The following is a 15,402-nucleotide window of genomic DNA, read 5'->3' as shown; positions in this document are numbered from 1 at the left end:
CCTGGAGCGGCCCGGGCTGTCCGGCGCGGGCCGCTGGCGAGCCGCTCAGCTGCGGCGTTGGCGGCGTGCCGAGACGCCGATCAGCAGCAGCACACCGGCGGCCATCGACAGCAGGGCCGACGGCTCGGGCACGGCCGAAGCCATCAGCTCGGCGGCCATCGCCTCGCCCAGCACCTCGTGCGTCACCGCACTCGGGTGCACCTTGTCCCAGAACATGGCGTCGGTGGCGAAGCCGGCCGCGCACTGCGCGCCGGCCACGCCCACATAGCCGCTGAAGCACGGCGTGTCCACGTCACCGATGCCGTAGGCGGCCGGATCGGCGTAGACGGCGCGCTGGATGGCCAGCGTGTCGAACACCGTCAGCGTGGCGCCGGGCAGCGCGAGCTCCAGGGCCTGGTAGGTCAGCGTCAGCTGGGCATCGAAGGTGGTCGAGAAATCGGACAGCGAGAACACCGAGGTCGGGATCAGCGACTGCGCCGCCTGCCCTTCGGGCGTCAGGCCGAAGTCCGGCAGCGTCGGCAGCAGGAAATCACGCGCGCCGGCGGCATACAGCGTGGTCACCGACGAGACCAGGTTGCCGATGACGGTGGACGAGGCCGTCGACAGCTGGGTCTGCAGCTGGGCCAGCGTCAACGTCGGGTCGGCCAGGCCGGCGAAGGCGTCGCGCAGGTCGTTGGCGCCGGCCCAGACCACGTACAGGCCGCTGGCATCGGCCACCCCGCTCGTCACGCCCAGATAGCCGCTCACCTGCGCCGATACGCCGGTGTTGAAGCTGCCCAGCGGCGTGGGATAGCTGGGCGTCAGCGCGGTGGTCGCGCCGCCGTAGGCCATGTCCAGCAGCGGCACGCCGAGCTCGCCGGCCAGCACCTCGACGGCCACCGGGCCGTTGGAGAAGCGGCCGTTCCAGTAGTCGGCCGATTGCGGCAGCGCCTGCGGCAACAGCGACAAGGAGGCCAGGGCGCTGGTCGCGGCATAGAGGTTGCCGTTGTCGCTCAGGCTGTCGCCGAAGGCGTAGACGGCCGAATAGGCCTGGGCGCCGGCGGCCGACAGGCCCAGCGAGGCGGCCAGCAGCGCGGTGCGCAGGCCCGATCCGATGCGATCCATGGAAGCTCCCTTCAGGGGTTGGGGCGCGGCGAAGCACCGCCGTGCCATCAACCCGTGAGCATAGGAGCTGCCGCGTCCGACGGTGACCGCCACACGGATGAAGGAGCGGGTTTTCCCGCCTCCCGTTCAAGGGGGGCGGCCGCGCGACCTCAGGTCGACTTGCTGACGACGATCGTGGGGAACTTGCCGCTGAAGTCCTTGGCCTTGTCGGCGATCTTCAGCGCGATCTGGCGCGCGACCGAGGTGTAGATGCCGGCGATCTCGCCGTCGGGCTCGGCCACGACGGTCGGCGTGCCGCTGTCGGCCTGCATGCGGATCGACATGTTCAGCGGCAGCGCGCCGAGGTAGTCCAGACCGCTTTGCTGCGCCATCGTCTTGCCACCGTCGGCACCGAAGATGTGCTCGGTGTGGCCGCAGTTCGGGCAGCAGTAGACGGCCATGTTCTCGACCACGCCGAGGATGGGCACGCCCACCTTCTCGAACATGGCCAGGCCCTTCTTCGCGTCGAGCAGCGCGATGTCCTGCGGCGTGGTGACGATGACCGCGCCGGTGATCGGCACGCGCTGGCTCAAGGACAGCTGGATGTCGCCGGTGCCCGGCGGCATGTCGACGATCAGGTAGTCGAGGTCCTGCCAGCGGGTCTGGCGCAGCAGCTGGTCGAGCGCCTGGGTGGCCATCGGGCCGCGCCAGATCATCGGCTGGTCGGGGTCGATCAGGAAACCGATCGAGGCCACCTGCAGGCCGTGGCCGCGCATCGGCTCCATGGTCTGGCCGTCCAGGCTCTCGGGCCGGCCGGAGATGCCCAGCATCATCGGCTGGCTGGGGCCGTAGATGTCGGCGTCCAGCACGCCGACGGCGGCGCCCTCGGCGGCCAGGGCCAGCGCCAGGTTGACGGCGGTCGTGCTCTTGCCGACGCCGCCCTTGCCCGAGGCCACGGCGATGATGTTCTTGACGCCGGGCAGCAACTGCACGCCGCGCTGCACGGCGTGGGCGACGATCTTCATCGTCACGTTGACGCTGACGTTGGTCACGCCCGGCACCTGGCGCGCCGCATCGATCAGCGCCCGGCGCAGGGCCGGGACCTGGCTGGCGGCCGGATAGCCGAGCTCGACGTCGAAGCTGACATCACCGCCGGAGGCCACGCGCAGGTGCTTCACCTGGCGGGCGGTGACCGGATCACGACCGGTCAGCGGATCGACGACGGTCTGGAGCGCCTGCAGCAGCGCGGCTTCGGTCACTTGGGACATGGCGGGCGGAATCGGGAGAAAAAGATGGGCGGATGGCTGGGGCGCGAGTCTATCGGAGCCCCCGCACCGCCGACCGGCCCGACCCTGCGCCCCACGGGGCTGACCGCCGGCGGCCACGCCACCGGCCGGACCGGACAGGGGCCACCTAGAATCCGCCGTTTTCCCAGCCGACGGCCCGCCATGCCCCGCAAGCTCTTCGTCACGACCGCCCTGCCGTATGCCAACGGCGCCTTCCACATCGGCCACATCATGGAATACATCCAGGCCGACACCTGGGTGCGGGCGCAGCGGATGCAGGGCGCGCAGGTCGACTTCGTCTGCGCGGACGATGCCCACGGCGCGCCGATCATGATCGCCGCCGAGAAGGCCGGCATCACGCCGCAGCAGTTCGTCGCCGGCATCGCCGCGGGCCGTCCGCCCTACCTCAACGGCTTCCACATCGCCTTCGACCACTGGCACTCGACCGACGCGTCCGAGAACCATGTGCTGGCGCAGGGCATCTACCGCGCGCTCAAGGCCGCCGGCCTGATCGAGGTGCGCACGATCGAGCAGTTCTTCGATCCCGACAAGGGCATGTTCCTGCCCGACCGCTTCATCAAGGGCGAGTGCCCGAAGTGCGCGGCCAAGGACCAGTACGGCGACAACTGCGAGGTCTGCGGCGCGGTCTACCAGCCCACCGAGCTGAAGAGCCCGTATTCGGCGCTCAGCGGCGCCACGCCGGTGCTGCGCACCAGCGAGCACTACTTCTTCAAGCTGTCCGACCCGCGCTGCGTCGAGTTCCTGGAGAACTGGACGCAGGACGGCAAGCTGCAGCCCGAGGTGGCCAACAAGGTCAAGGAGTGGTTCACCCGCGACGAGGCCGGCAAGGTCAATCTCGGCGACTGGGACATCAGCCGCGACGCGCCCTACTTCGGCATCGAGATCCCCGATGCGCCGGGCAAGTACTTCTACGTCTGGCTGGACGCGCCGGTGGGCTACCTCGCCTCGCTGGCCGCCCACCTGGCCAAGCGCGGTGAAGACCTGGACGCCTACCTGGCCGACCCCGAGCGCGAGCAGGTGCACTTCATCGGCAAGGACATCGTCACCTTCCACACGCTGTTCTGGCCGGCGATGCTGAAGTTCTCGGGCCGCAAGGTGCCGACGAACGTCCACGTCCACGGCCACCTGACGGTCAGCGGCGAGAAGATGAGCAAGAGCCGCGGCACCGGCATCTCGCCGCTGAAGTACCTGGAGCTCGGCCTGAACCCTGAGTGGCTGCGTTACTACCTCTGCGCCAAGCTCAACGCCCGGGTCGAGGATCTGGACTTCAACCCCGAGGACTTCATCACCCGCGTCAACTCGGACCTGGTGGGCAAGTACATCAACATCGCCAGCCGCGCCGCCGGCTTCCTCACCAAGCGCTTCGGCGGCCTGCTGTCGGCCGAGCTCGGCGTCGAGGGCCGCACGCTGCTGGACGCGCTGCGCGCCCAGGCCGGCGAGATCCAGGGCCTGTACGACGCCCGCGAGTTCGGCCGCGCGCTGCGCGAGATCATGGCGCTGGCCGACAAGGTCAACGAGTACGTCGACCAGAACAAGCCCTGGGAGCTGGCCAAGAAGGAAGGCGCCGACGCCGTGCTGCACGAGGTGTGCTCGGTCTGCATCGAGGCCTTCCGCCTGCTGACCATCTACCTCAAGCCCATCCTGCCGAAACTGGCCACCGACGTGGAGGCCTTCCTGCAGGTCGAGCCGCTGCAGTTCGCCGATGCGCAGCGCGCGCTCGGCGCCCACCGCATCGCCGCCTACCAGCACCTGATGCAGCGCGTGGACCCGGTCAAGGTCGAGGCCCTGCTGGCGCCGCCGGAAGGCGCGGCCCCGGCCGCTGCCGCCGACGCCACCGCCGCCAAGGGCGCGGCCGGCAAGGCCGAGGGCAACGCCGGCAAATCCGGCAAGAAGGCCAAGGCCTCCGCGCCGGTGGCCGACCCGAACGCCCCCGGCGGCGAGCCGCTGGCCGCCGAGATCGGCATCGACGCCTTCACCGCCGTCGACCTGCGCATCGCCCGGATCCTGAACGCCGAGTTCGTCGAGGGCAGCACCAAGCTGCTGCGCCTGACGCTGGACGTGGGCGAGCCCGAGCCGCGCAACGTGTTCTCGGGCATCCGCGCGGCCTACCCCGATCCGTCGGTGCTGGTGGGCAAGCACACGGTGATGGTGGCCAACCTGGCGCCGCGCACCATGAAGTTCGGCGTCAGCCAGGGCATGGTGCTGGCCGCCAGCCATGTCGACGAGGGCGCGCACCCGGGCGTCTTCATCCTCGAGCCCCACGCCGGTGCGCTGCCCGGCATGCGGGTGCGCTGAGGCCAGCCGGCCCGCACGGCCGGTGGGCACTGCGCCGGGATTGACCCGCATCAATCCCCGCACGGGCGGCCGCGGCGGCCGGGTCGGCCCGGCCTGACCGGGACCACGGCCGGTGCGAGACTTGCGAGGCGCACGGACCGCTGCCGCGGCCGCCATCCGGTGGCCTGAACGGCCCGCGCCCCGGAGCCCCGCCCGCCGTGTCCCTGCCCCGTACCCCGCCCGCCCCGACCGGGCCCGCCGCGCCACGCCGCCGGCCCTTGCACCCCTTCCGCCCCCGCCTGCTCGACGACCTGCGCGGCTATGACCGCCGGCGCCTGGGCGCCGACATCGGCGCCGGCCTGACCGTCGGCATCGTCGCCCTGCCGCTGGCCATGGCCTTCGCCATCGCCTCGGGCGTCAAGCCCGAGCAGGGCCTGATCACCGCCATCGTCGCCGGGCTGCTGATCGCCGCCCTCGGCGGCTCCTCGGTGCAGATCGGCGGGCCGGCCGGTGCCTTCATCGTCATCGTCTACGGCATCGTCGAGCAGCACGGGCTGACCAATCTGCTGATCGCCACCGCGCTGGCCGGTGTGCTGCTGTTCGCGATGGGCGCGCTGAAGCTGGGCGCGCTGGTGCGCCACATCCCGGTGTCCATCGTCATCGGCTTCACCAACGGCATCGCGGTGCTGATCGGGCTGAGCCAGCTCAAGGACCTGCTGGGCCTGCCGGTGGCGCGCATGCCGGCGGACTTCTTCGCCCAGATCGGCGTCATCGCCAGCCACCTCGGCCAGATCAACCCGGCCGCGCTGGCGCTCGGCCTGGCCTGTCTGGCGCTGGTCGTGCTGTGGCCGAAGAGCTATGCCATGCCCGCCCATCCGCTGCGCTGGCACGACCACGCGCGCCGGCTCGCGGCCCATGTGCCGGGCACCATCGTGGCGCTGGTGGCGGCCACGCTGGCCGCGCGCGCGCTGGCCCTGCCGGTGGAGACCATCGGCTCGAAGTTCGGCGGCATCCCGCAGACCCTGCCGCGCCCCGATCTGCCCGATTTCAGCTGGGCCTCGGCCAAGCAGCTGCTGATGCCGACGGTGACGATCGCGCTGCTGGGCGCCATCGAGAGCCTGCTGTGCGCGCGCGTGGCCGACAACCTGCGGCCCGACGCCCCGCGCCACGACCCGAACCAGGAGCTGATGGCCCAGGGGGTGGCCAACATGGTGGTGCCGGTGTTCGGCGGCATCCCGGCCACCGGCACCATCGCGCGCACCGTCACCAACGTGCGCGCGGGCGCCGGCAGCCCCGTCGCCGGCATCGTGCACGCGCTGACGCTGCTGGCCGTCGTGCTGGTGGCCGCGCCGCTGGCCATGGGCGTGCCCCTGGCCGCGCTCGCCGGCATCCTGCTGTTCGTGGCCTGGAACATGGGCGAATGGCGCGAGTTCGCGCGCCTGCGCCACTTCATGCTGCCCTATCGCGCGACGCTGCTGGGCACCTTCGTGCTGACGGTGGTGTTCGACCTCACGGTGGCGGTCGAGGTCGGCCTGCTGATGGCCTGCGGCTTCTTCATCTGGCGCATGGGCCAGCTGTTCACGGTGCGGCCGGTCGCGCCGGTGGACGCGGCCGCGCTGCCGCCCGGCACGGTCGCGCTGCAGCTGCACGGCAGCCTGTTCTTCGGCGCCGTCGACAAGCTGGAGCCGGTGCCGGCACGGCTGCCGGCCGACACGCGTCGCCTGGTGCTGGACCTGGGCCGGCTGATCTCGATCGACACCACCGGCCTGGACGCGCTGGAGCAGCTGCATGCCACGCTGCGCCGGCGCGGCATCGCGCTGTGCCTGGCCGAGGTGCCGGAGCAGCCGCTGGGGCTGATCCACCGCTCGGGCTTCGCGCAGCGGCTGGGCGCCGCACACATCGCGGCCACGCTGCGGGAGGCGGCGTCGATGCCGCTGCCGGCGGCCGATCTCCCGCACGGGCACTAGGCGGCGCGCACCACGCAGACCACCCACACCGCGCGGATGGTGACAATCCGGGTCTGCCCGGTGCCGCCCCGCACCGCCCCCATCCCACCACACACCCTGGACCCGCGATGACGAACCGTCCCCTGACCCTGAACCTTCCGACCGCCAGCGCAGGCCGGCCCCGGTCGCGCCGCGTCCGCCGCCTGGCCCTGCCGCTGCTGCTGGCCACGCTCGGCGCCGCCACCGTGCTGCCGGCCGCGGCCGCCGGCAACGAGCTGGCGCTGCAGATCTCGCCGGCCGGCCTGTCCAGCGACGACAGCCGTTACCGCGCGCTGGCCTGGGACCACGACGTGGGCAACGGCTTCGCCGTCGGCGCCTCGCTGGGCTACGGCAACGTGCACCGCGGGGACGACACCGACGGCGTGCTGGCCCTGCTGCGCGTGCGCAAGCGCTTCGATCCGGTGCTGCCGCAGGCGCCGTGGCTGCGCCCGCACGTCGGCGTCGAGTACGGCGGCCTGACCACGATCTGGCGCAATGCCGAGCTGACCGGCCTGTACGGCGGCGTCCACATGGAAGCCTCGGACCGCCTGGCCTTCACCGTCGACGCCTGGGCCGGCCATGCCCGCGACAAGGACGCCAAGCTGCCGGGTGGCGGCAAGGGCACGGTCTCGCACTGGGTGCGCAACCTGCGCCTGGGCATCGTCGCCGGGTTCTGACCGACGGCCGGCTCAGTCCGGCGTGCGGGCCGCAGCCGCGCCCAGCAGCGCCAGCCAGGCCCGCTGCACCTGCGGCGCACGCAGGGCCCGGGCCAGGGTCGACGGATCGGCGGCGGCCGCGGGCGCGATCTCGGTCGCGACCCCGGGCACGGAGGACACGGATTCAAGCGCGGCGCGCAACGGCTGCAGCGCGTCGACCGCCGGCCCCTGGGCGGCCGTGATCCAGGCCTGGGCCCAGACCGCGTGGTGACCGGCGGCGGCCCCGTCGGCCAGCACGCTGGCGCAGGCCAGCAGCGGCCGCAGCCAGGCCGCCAGCGGTGCGCCGGCGGCCGGCAGCGCCGGTGGCGGACTGTGGGCCAGGCCCTCGGCCAGCAGATGGCCGCGCTCGCTCTTGCTGCGCACGTCCAGCCACAGGCCGTGGGCCTCGGCCCACTGCGCACACAGGTCGAGCAGTGCCGCCACCGGCCCGTCCTTGAGCTCGAACTCCAGTTCCTCGATCGGCGCACGGCGCTGGCCGTCGGCCGCGCTCAGCCAGCCCTCGTCGAGCGCCAGCTCGATCGTCGCGCCCTGGTGACGCAGCGTGCGCAGGGTGCGCCGCACATCGGTGCGGTAGCGCTCGCGCAGCGGTGGCAGCGCCGCCGCACCGCCGGCCGCGGCCCCACCGCCGAGGACCGCCCGCAGCCGCGCTCCGGCCGGATGGCCGTCATGGCGGGCCGGATCGACCGCCGGCACCGGGCCGTCGGCCGGCGCGTCCAGCCGCACCTCGTGCTCCAGCCGCTCCAGCGGCAGCGCGCCCTCGGCCTTCAGCGTCTGCACCCAGACCTCGCCCTCCAACCGCACGCGCAGCGCGGCACGGGCGCGGGCCAGCGCCCGGTCGGCCGTGTCCAGATAACAGGCTGCCAGCCGCAGCACGGCCGCGGGCCCGCAGGCGCCGGCCAGATCGCCGGCCTGCAGCGCGGCGCGCACGCGCTCGAGCGCGCCGGCCGGCAGGCGGAATTTCAGTTCCAGTTCGATGCTCATGGGCCGCGATGGTGCCACCGGCGCGGCCGCCCCGAGCCCGCGCAGCCGCCGCCGGACCGGACCACCCCGCGCCCCGCCGCCTACAATCACGGGTTTCGCCGATCCACCCACCTGCTCTGCCGCGCCATGCCGCTCTTCTGGAAGCACTACCAATCGGAAGCCACCCAGTTCATCAACGAGCTGAAGGCCAAGAAGCCGACGCTGGAAGCCGAGCAACGCGCCGGCCGCGGCCTGCTGTGGGACAAGCCCCAGGACGCCCAGGCCCAGGCCGACTTCCAGGCGGCCCGCGTGGCCCAGTCGCCCTACGTCTACTTCTCGCGCCCGAAGAAGGGCTGACGGACGCGCGGGCGTTCGCGCGCCCGCGGCCGCCTGCCGCCGCCCGGATGAACGACGACGCGCCCGACCTGCCGCCCGGCCCGCTGCCGGAGGCTGCGCTGCTGCCCGCGGCCCCGGCCGAGGTCGCAGGCCTCACGCTGCCGATCGACCAGGTCGCGCTCGCGCGCCTGTACGGCGAGCCGCTGTTCCAGCTGCCGACCGACCTCTACATCCCGCCCGATGCGCTGGAGGTCTTTCTCGACGCCTTCCAGGGCCCGCTGGACCTGCTGCTCTACCTGATCCGCAAGCAGAACTTCAACATCCTCGACATCCCGCTGGCCAGCGTCACGCGCCAGTACCTGACCTATGTCGAGGAGATCCGCCAGCGCAATCTGGAGCTCGCCAGCGAGTACCTGCTGATGGCGGCCATGCTCATCGAGATCAAGTCGCGCATGCTGCTGCCGCGCGAGAAGACCGATGACGGCGCCGAGGCCGAGGATCCACGCGCCGAGCTGGTGCGCCGCCTGCTCGAGTACGAGCAGATGAAGCTGGCCGCCGCCCGGCTCGACGAGGTGCCGGTGATCGGCCGCGATTTCCTGCGCGCCCAGGTCCACATCGAGCAGAGCCTGAACCCGCGCTTTCCGGACGTCCACATGGACGACCTGCGCGCCGCCTGGACCGACATCCTGCGCCGCGCCAAGCTCAACCAGCACCACCGCATCAGCCGCGAGCAGCTGAGCGTGCGCGAGCACATGTCCATCGTGCTGCGCCGCCTGCAGGGCCAGCGCTTCGTCGAGTTCCAGGACCTGTTCGACGTGCGCCGCGGCACGCCGGTGATGGTGGTGACCTTCATCGCCATGCTGGAGCTGGCGCGCGAGCGCATGCTGGAGATCACCCAGGCCGAGGCCTTCGCGCCGATCTACGTCCGGTCGACCTGGGTGCAGGCCGACTGAGACGCTGCGGTCGGGCCGCCGCCCCGGCGGCGGGATGCCGATGCCGCCGGCGGCGGTCCGATGCGGCCGGCGGAGTGCCGATGCCACCGGCTTGTGGCACAGTGGCCGGTTCGCCCGGCGACGCCCGGGCTCCGCAAGACCGTATTTCCCCACCGCCATGGCGCTCAAGTCCACCATCCACAAGGCCACCTTGCAGCTCTCCGACATGGACCGCCATGTCTACGGTGAGCACAACCTGACCCTGGCCCTGCACCCCAGCGAGACCGAGGAGCGCCTGATGATGCGGGTGCTGGCCTACGCGCTGAACGTGCCGGCCGACGACCTCAACGGCACGCTGCAGTCCGCCCGCGGCCTGTCCGACGCCGACGAACCCGACCTCTGGCACAAGGACCTGTCGGACCAGATCGTGCACTGGGTCGAGGTCGGCCATCCCGACGACCGCCGTCTGGCCAAGGCCTGCGCCAAGGCCGACCGGGTCAGCATCTACGCCTACGCCAGCAGCACGCCGGTCTGGTGGCAGGGGATGGCCAACAAGGTCACCCGGCTGCGCAACCTGGCCGTCTGGCAGATCCCGGCCGATCAGGCCCAGGCCCTGGCCGCCCGCTGCACCCGCTCGATGCAGCTGCAGATCTCGATCCAGGACGGCCTGCTGTATGTCAGCGACGCCGCCGGCACGATCGAGATCCAGCCGCAGGCCCTGTGGCAGGGCGGCGCCTGACGCAGGCGCGGTGATCGGGCCAGAATCGCGCCCTCACCGACCGCCCGCGACAGGAGCGCGACCATGGACACCTCGACCGACGATCCCTGGGCCTGGCTGGAGGACGTGCAGGGCGACCGCGCACTCGACTGGGTGCGCGATCGCAATGCCCTGACCCGCGCCACGCTGGAGGCCGAGCCGGGCTTCGCCGGCACCCGCGACGCGTTGCGCGCCATCCTCGACAGCCGTGAGCGCATCCCTGACGTGCGCCGCCGCGGCGACTTCCTCTACAACCTGTGGAAGGACGCCGACCATCCACGCGGCCTGTGGCGCCGCACCACGCTCGAGCAGTACCGCCGGCCGCAGCCCGACTGGGACCTGCTGCTGGACCTCGACGCGCTGGCCGCGGCCGAGGGCGAGAACTGGGTCTGGGCCGGCGCGCGGCTGCAGGGCCCGCAGTACCGGCGTGCGCTGCTGAGCCTGTCGCGCGGTGGCGCCGATGCCACCGTGGTGCGCGAGTTCGACCTCGTCGAGCGCCGCTTCGTCGACGGCGGCTTCAGCCTGCCCGAGGCCAAGACCGATGTCTGCTGGGACGGCCCCGACGCGATCTGGGTCGGCACCGACACCGGCGCCGGCAGCCTGACCGACAGCGGCTATCCACGCCAGCTGCGGCGCTGGGCGCGCGGCACACCGCTGGCCGATGCGCCGGTGGTCTTCGAGGGCGCGGCGCAGGATGTCTCGGCCTCGGTCGCGGTCGACGACACGCCCGGCTTCGAGCGCACCACCTTCTGGCGCAGCCTGGACTTCTGGCGCCACCGCGTCTGGCTGCGGCAGGCCGACGGCTCACCGCTGCTGCTGCCGCTGCCCGAGGACGCCACGCCGGCCTTCTGGGGCCGCTGGCTGCTGCTGTCGCTGCGCAGCGACTGGTGCGCACCGGGCGCACCGGACGCCACGCCGCCCTGGCCCGGCGGCAGCCTGCTGGTGGCCGAGGCCGATGCGGTGCTGGCCGCCGCCCGCGCAGGCCGGGCGGCCGACGCCGTGCACTGGCAGGCGCTGTTCACGCCGCAGCCGGGCCTGTCGCTGGCCGGCTGGTCGACCACGCGCGAGGTGCTGCTGCTGGAATGCCTGGTGCACGTCAGTGGCCAGCTGCGGGCCGTCCACCATGACGGCACGGCCTGGCAGACCCGCACCATCGACGCCCCCGGCCCCGGCACGCTGTCGGCCCAGCCGCTGCACGATCCCTGGGTGGCCGACGATGCGCTGGCCGAGCACTACCTGCTGCACTACACCGACTTCCTGACGCCCGACAGCCTGCTGCTGGCCCACACCGGCAACGACGCGCACCAGCCGCTCAAGCAGCGCCCGCGCTTCTTCGATCCGGCCACCGTGCGGGCCGAGCAGTGCTTCGCCCGCTCGGCCGATGGCACGCAGGTACCGTACTACGTGCTGAGACCGGACACGGCGGTCGACGGTGCGGTCAACGCCGGCGCCGAAGCCGAAGCAACGATCGACGGCCCCCGCCCGACCCTGCTCTACGCCTACGGCGGCTTCGAGGTCTCCTTGCAGCCCTGGTACGCGGCCGGCTGGGGCGCCGCCTGGCTGGCGCGCGGCGGCGTGGCCGTGGTGGCCAATCTGCGCGGCGGCGGCGAGTACGGCCCGGCCTGGCACCAGGCCGCCATCCTCGCCGGCAAGCACCGCAGCCACGAGGATCTGGCCGCCGTGGCCGAGGACCTGATCGCGCGCGGCATCACCACGCCGGCGCAGCTCGGCATCCAGGGTGGCAGCAACGGCGGGCTGCTGGTCGGCGCGGTGATGCTGCAGCGGCCCGAGCTGCTGGGCGCCGTGGTCTGCCAGGTGCCGCTGCTCGACATGCGGCGCTACCACCGCCTGCTGGCCGGCGCCAGCTGGATGGCCGAGTACGGCGACCCCGACCAGGACGCCCACTGGGACTGGTTGCGCCGCTACAGCCCCTATCACAACGTGCCCGCGGCCCCGGGCCTGGCCGCACCGCCGGCCGAGGACCCTCAGGGTGCGCGTCTGGCCGATGTGCCGTCGCCACACCGCGCCCTCCGCCTGCCGCCGGTGCTGCTGACCACCAGCACACGCGATGACCGGGTCCACCCGGGCCACGCGCGCAAGCAGGCCGCCCGTCTGCTCGCCCAGGGCCACCGCGTGCTGTACTGGGAGAACATCGAGGGTGGCCATGGCGGCGCGGCCGACAACGGCCAGAAGGCCGACGTGATGGCGCTGGAGTTCAGCTTCCTGTGGCGGGCCCTGGACCCGCGCGCCGCGGCCACGCCATGGCCCTGAGCCCTCCGGCCGCAGCCCCTCAGGCCGCCGTACCGGCGGTCACCCGACCTCGACGGGCCTCTGACGCCGACTCGCTACCATAGCGACATCATGCGAACAGGTGTCAGGGGCTCTGGATCAAAGCCGTCAGGTGGGCGTGCACCGCGGCGGGCTGCCGTGGCGCTGCGCCCGGCCCCCCGCGGCGGCCATCGACCGCCGGCCGGCCCCGCTGCGCGATGAAGCCGACCGACAGCGGCCGCATCGACACCGCCGTGGGGCCGCGCCGCTCGCTGCTGCTGCTGGCCGGATTGCTGGTCCTGGGCGCGCTGGCCGCGGTGCTGATGGTGCAGCTGCGCCAGAACGGGCTGGTCTCCAAGGTCGTCGAGTACGAGCGGGACTACGCCGTCATCGCGCTGACCCAGCTCGAGATCGAGTACCTGCGCCTGCGCGAGGCGGCCGTGCTGCAGGCCGATGGCGCCGCCGAGCCAGGGCCGTCGCAGGACCTGCAACTGCGATACGACATCTTCGTCAGCCGCATCGGCCTGTTCGAGGGCCGCCATGCACGGGCACTGCTCGACAGCAGCGCCCGCTCGGCCGCGCTGCTGCACCAGCTCGAAGCCTTCGTCGCCGAGGCCGACGAATGGCTGCCGGTGGCCGTGACCGGCCAGGACGGCGGCCACGCCTTGGACGAACTGCGCAACGGCCTGCAGGCCCTCGACGAGCCCATCCACCAGCTGATGATCGAGGCCACGCTGCAGGCCGCCACCCATGTCAGCGACCGGACCCAGCAGATGCGGCAGTACCAGCGCAGCACGCTGGTGTTCGGTGGCGTCCTGGCCGCGCTGGTGCTGCTGTCGGCCGCGCTGGTGCTGCGTCAGGTGCGTGCGCTGCAGCGCGCCCACCGGCGGCTGCTGGACCTGACCGGGCAGCTGCGTCAGGCCCGCATCGAGGCCGAGACGGCCAACGAGGCCAAGTCGATGTTCCTGGCGGACATGAGCCACGAACTGCGCACCCCGCTGCACGGCCTGCTGGGCCTGCTGGCCCTGCTGCGGCAGCCGCCGGCGGCACCCACGACGCCCACGACACCCCCAACGCCCGCCTCGGGTGACACCGGGACATGGCTGGCGACCGCACAGGCGTCGGCCCAGCACCTGCAGCGCCTGCTCGACGAACTGCTGGACCTGGGCAAGCTGGAGGCCGGCACGCTGACGCTGACCCGCGAGACCGTCCAGCTGCAGCCCCTGCTGGCCGAGGTGGTGCAGCTGATGCGGCCGCTGGCCGAGGCCAAGTCGCTGCAGCTGGACTGGCAGTTCGACCCGACACTGCCGCCGTCGATCATCGGCGACGCGACACGGCTGCGCCAGATCCTCTACAACCTGATCAGCAATGCGCTGAAGTTCTCCGACCAGGGCCGGGTCGAGATCAGTGCCAGGCGGCAGCCCACCACCGCCGGCCTGGACAGCCTGCTGCTGGAGGTGCGCGACCACGGCATCGGCATCGATGCCCAGACCCTGCGACAGCTGTTCCGCCGCTACAGCCGGTCGGCCGACCCGCAGGTCGCCCAGGCGGGTGGCAACGGCCTGGGCCTGTCCATCTCGCGCAATCTGGCGCTGCTGATGGGCGGCGAGCTGGGCGCCCAGAGCCGGCCCGGCGAAGGCAGCGTCTTCCGCCTGCGCCTGCCACTGCTGCCCGCCACGGCGGCGGCACAGGCGCCGGTGCCCGGGCCCACGCCCACGCCCACAGCCTCAGCCGTGCGACCGGCCCTGGCCGAGACCGAAACCGAAGCCAAGACCGAGACCGAGACCCGGCCTGTCATCGCCCCCACGCCCCTGCCATGGCACGACCCGGCCGCACGGGGCAGCCCCCCGGACGCGGACGGCCCCGCACCGGTGCTGCGGGTGCTGGTGGCGGATGATCACCCGGTCAACCGCCTGTACCTGCAGGCCCTGCTCGACCACATGGGCCATGCCAGCACACTGGCCGAGAACGGCCGGATCGCGCTCGAACACCAGCGCGACGATGCCCACGACCTGGTGCTGATGGATGTCCACATGCCGGTGATGGACGGCATCGCGGCGATGCAGGCGATCCGCGCCCTGCCGCCGGCCGCCGGCCGCGTGCCGATGCTGGCGCTGACCGCCGACGTGTTCGCCCAGACCCGGGAGCGTTGCCTGGCGGCCGGCGCCGACGACGTGCTGACCAAGCCCCTGTCCCTCGACGTCCTGCAGGCCGCGCTGGAGCGGCATGCCGGCGTGCGCGCGGTGCAGGCCGCGCCGGAGCGGGCAGCGCCGGGCGCCACGGTCGCGGCGGACCGGGTGACGGCCGCGCCACCGGGCCCCGTGCCACCCGGCGCACCGCCGGCCCCGGCCGCGCCCGGCCGGGCGGCCGACAGCGGTGCACCCGGCACCCCGCCACCGTCACCCGTGCTGCTCGACGAGCAGGCCAGCCTGCGGCTGCGCACGCTGCTGGGCATGGCGGACGCACGAGGGCTCTACCGCGGCTTCTTCGAACATGCGGAGGACGCCGCACGGCGCATCGACCAGGCCTGTCGGGAACGCGACGTCCAGGGCCTGCGGCGCGCGGCGCACACGGTCAAGGGCGCGGCCCTGAACCTCGGCCTGCCCGCACTCGGCGCCTGCGCGGAGCGGCTCAGCCGTGAAGATCTGCAGCTGCAGCCCGGCCACGAACAGCAGCAGGCACACGAGTTCGCCCGTCTGCTGCGGGCCAGCCGCGAGCACTGCCTGCAGCACGATCTGCTGCACTGAACGCAGGCCACGCCGCTGCGGGACGGCCCGCGCCTGC

At 72.8% G+C, this 15,402-nt stretch carries 11 protein-coding genes; 8 read left to right on the top strand and 3 right to left on the bottom strand.

Features of this window, described 5'->3' with window-relative positions:
• Nucleotides 1-45 precede the first annotated feature (45 nt).
• Both AACH11_RS05475 and apbC read right to left on the bottom strand, forming a co-directional pair.
• Nucleotides 46-1,104: an SGNH/GDSL hydrolase family protein gene (locus AACH11_RS05475; RefSeq protein WP_341373188.1), complete on the bottom strand. Its 1,059-nt coding sequence runs from the start codon at nucleotides 1,102-1,104 to the stop codon at nucleotides 46-48.
• A 149-nt stretch (nucleotides 1,105-1,253) separates the two neighbouring features.
• Nucleotides 1,254-2,351 (bottom strand): iron-sulfur cluster carrier protein ApbC, encoded by a 1,098-nt coding sequence (apbC, locus tag AACH11_RS05470; RefSeq protein ID WP_341373187.1) that lies wholly within the window; start codon nucleotides 2,349-2,351, stop codon nucleotides 1,254-1,256.
• Between the two features lie 180 nt (nucleotides 2,352-2,531).
• Here apbC and metG point away from each other — a divergent pair, with 180 nt between their 5' ends.
• From metG to AACH11_RS05455, 3 genes are all read left to right on the top strand, one after another.
• On the top strand, nucleotides 2,532-4,685 hold the full coding sequence (gene metG / locus AACH11_RS05465) for a methionine--tRNA ligase (RefSeq protein WP_341373186.1): 2,154 nt from the start codon (nucleotides 2,532-2,534) through the stop codon (nucleotides 4,683-4,685).
• Between the two features lie 197 nt (nucleotides 4,686-4,882).
• On the top strand, nucleotides 4,883-6,631 hold the full coding sequence (locus AACH11_RS05460) for a SulP family inorganic anion transporter (protein WP_341373185.1): 1,749 nt from the start codon (nucleotides 4,883-4,885) through the stop codon (nucleotides 6,629-6,631).
• Nucleotides 6,632-6,738: 107 nt separating this feature from the next.
• A complete protein-coding gene (locus AACH11_RS05455; protein WP_341373184.1) occupies nucleotides 6,739-7,326 on the top strand; it encodes a hypothetical protein in 588 nt (195 codons plus the stop codon).
• Nucleotides 7,327-7,338: 12 nt separating this feature from the next.
• On the opposite strand, the gene AACH11_RS05450 is transcribed toward AACH11_RS05455, so the two are convergent.
• Nucleotides 7,339-8,346 carry a CYTH domain-containing protein gene (locus AACH11_RS05450; RefSeq protein WP_341373183.1) on the bottom strand — a complete coding sequence of 336 codons (1,008 nt, stop codon included), beginning with the start codon at nucleotides 8,344-8,346 and terminating at the stop codon, nucleotides 7,339-7,341.
• A 126-nt stretch (nucleotides 8,347-8,472) separates the two neighbouring features.
• Here AACH11_RS05450 and AACH11_RS05445 point away from each other — a divergent pair, with 126 nt between their 5' ends.
• The 5 genes from AACH11_RS05445 (at nucleotide 8,473) to AACH11_RS05425 (ending at nucleotide 15,365) form a co-directional block, all read left to right on the top strand.
• Nucleotides 8,473-8,682: a DUF3460 family protein gene (locus AACH11_RS05445; protein ID WP_341373182.1), complete on the top strand. Its 210-nt coding sequence runs from the start codon at nucleotides 8,473-8,475 to the stop codon at nucleotides 8,680-8,682.
• A gap of 47 nt (nucleotides 8,683-8,729) precedes the next feature.
• Nucleotides 8,730-9,614 carry a segregation and condensation protein A gene (locus AACH11_RS05440; RefSeq protein WP_341373181.1) on the top strand — a complete coding sequence of 295 codons (885 nt, stop codon included), beginning with the start codon at nucleotides 8,730-8,732 and terminating at the stop codon, nucleotides 9,612-9,614.
• Nucleotides 9,615-9,771: 157 nt separating this feature from the next.
• Nucleotides 9,772-10,332, top strand: coding sequence for a YaeQ family protein (locus AACH11_RS05435; protein WP_341373180.1), 561 nt, complete (start codon nucleotides 9,772-9,774; stop codon nucleotides 10,330-10,332).
• A 63-nt stretch (nucleotides 10,333-10,395) separates the two neighbouring features.
• Nucleotides 10,396-12,621 (top strand): prolyl oligopeptidase family serine peptidase, encoded by a 2,226-nt coding sequence (locus tag AACH11_RS05430; protein WP_341373179.1) that lies wholly within the window; start codon nucleotides 10,396-10,398, stop codon nucleotides 12,619-12,621.
• A gap of 215 nt (nucleotides 12,622-12,836) precedes the next feature.
• A complete protein-coding gene (locus AACH11_RS05425) occupies nucleotides 12,837-15,365 on the top strand; it encodes an ATP-binding protein (RefSeq protein ID WP_341373178.1) in 2,529 nt (842 codons plus the stop codon).
• The last annotated feature ends 37 nt before the right edge of the window (nucleotides 15,366-15,402 follow it).

It is taken from the genome of Pseudaquabacterium rugosum, assembly GCF_038066575.1.
GTDB lineage: Bacteria > Pseudomonadota > Gammaproteobacteria > Burkholderiales > Burkholderiaceae_C > Pseudaquabacterium > Pseudaquabacterium rugosum.
Note: the sequence above shows the minus strand (reverse complement) of the source record. Positions and strands in the feature narration are given on the sequence as shown.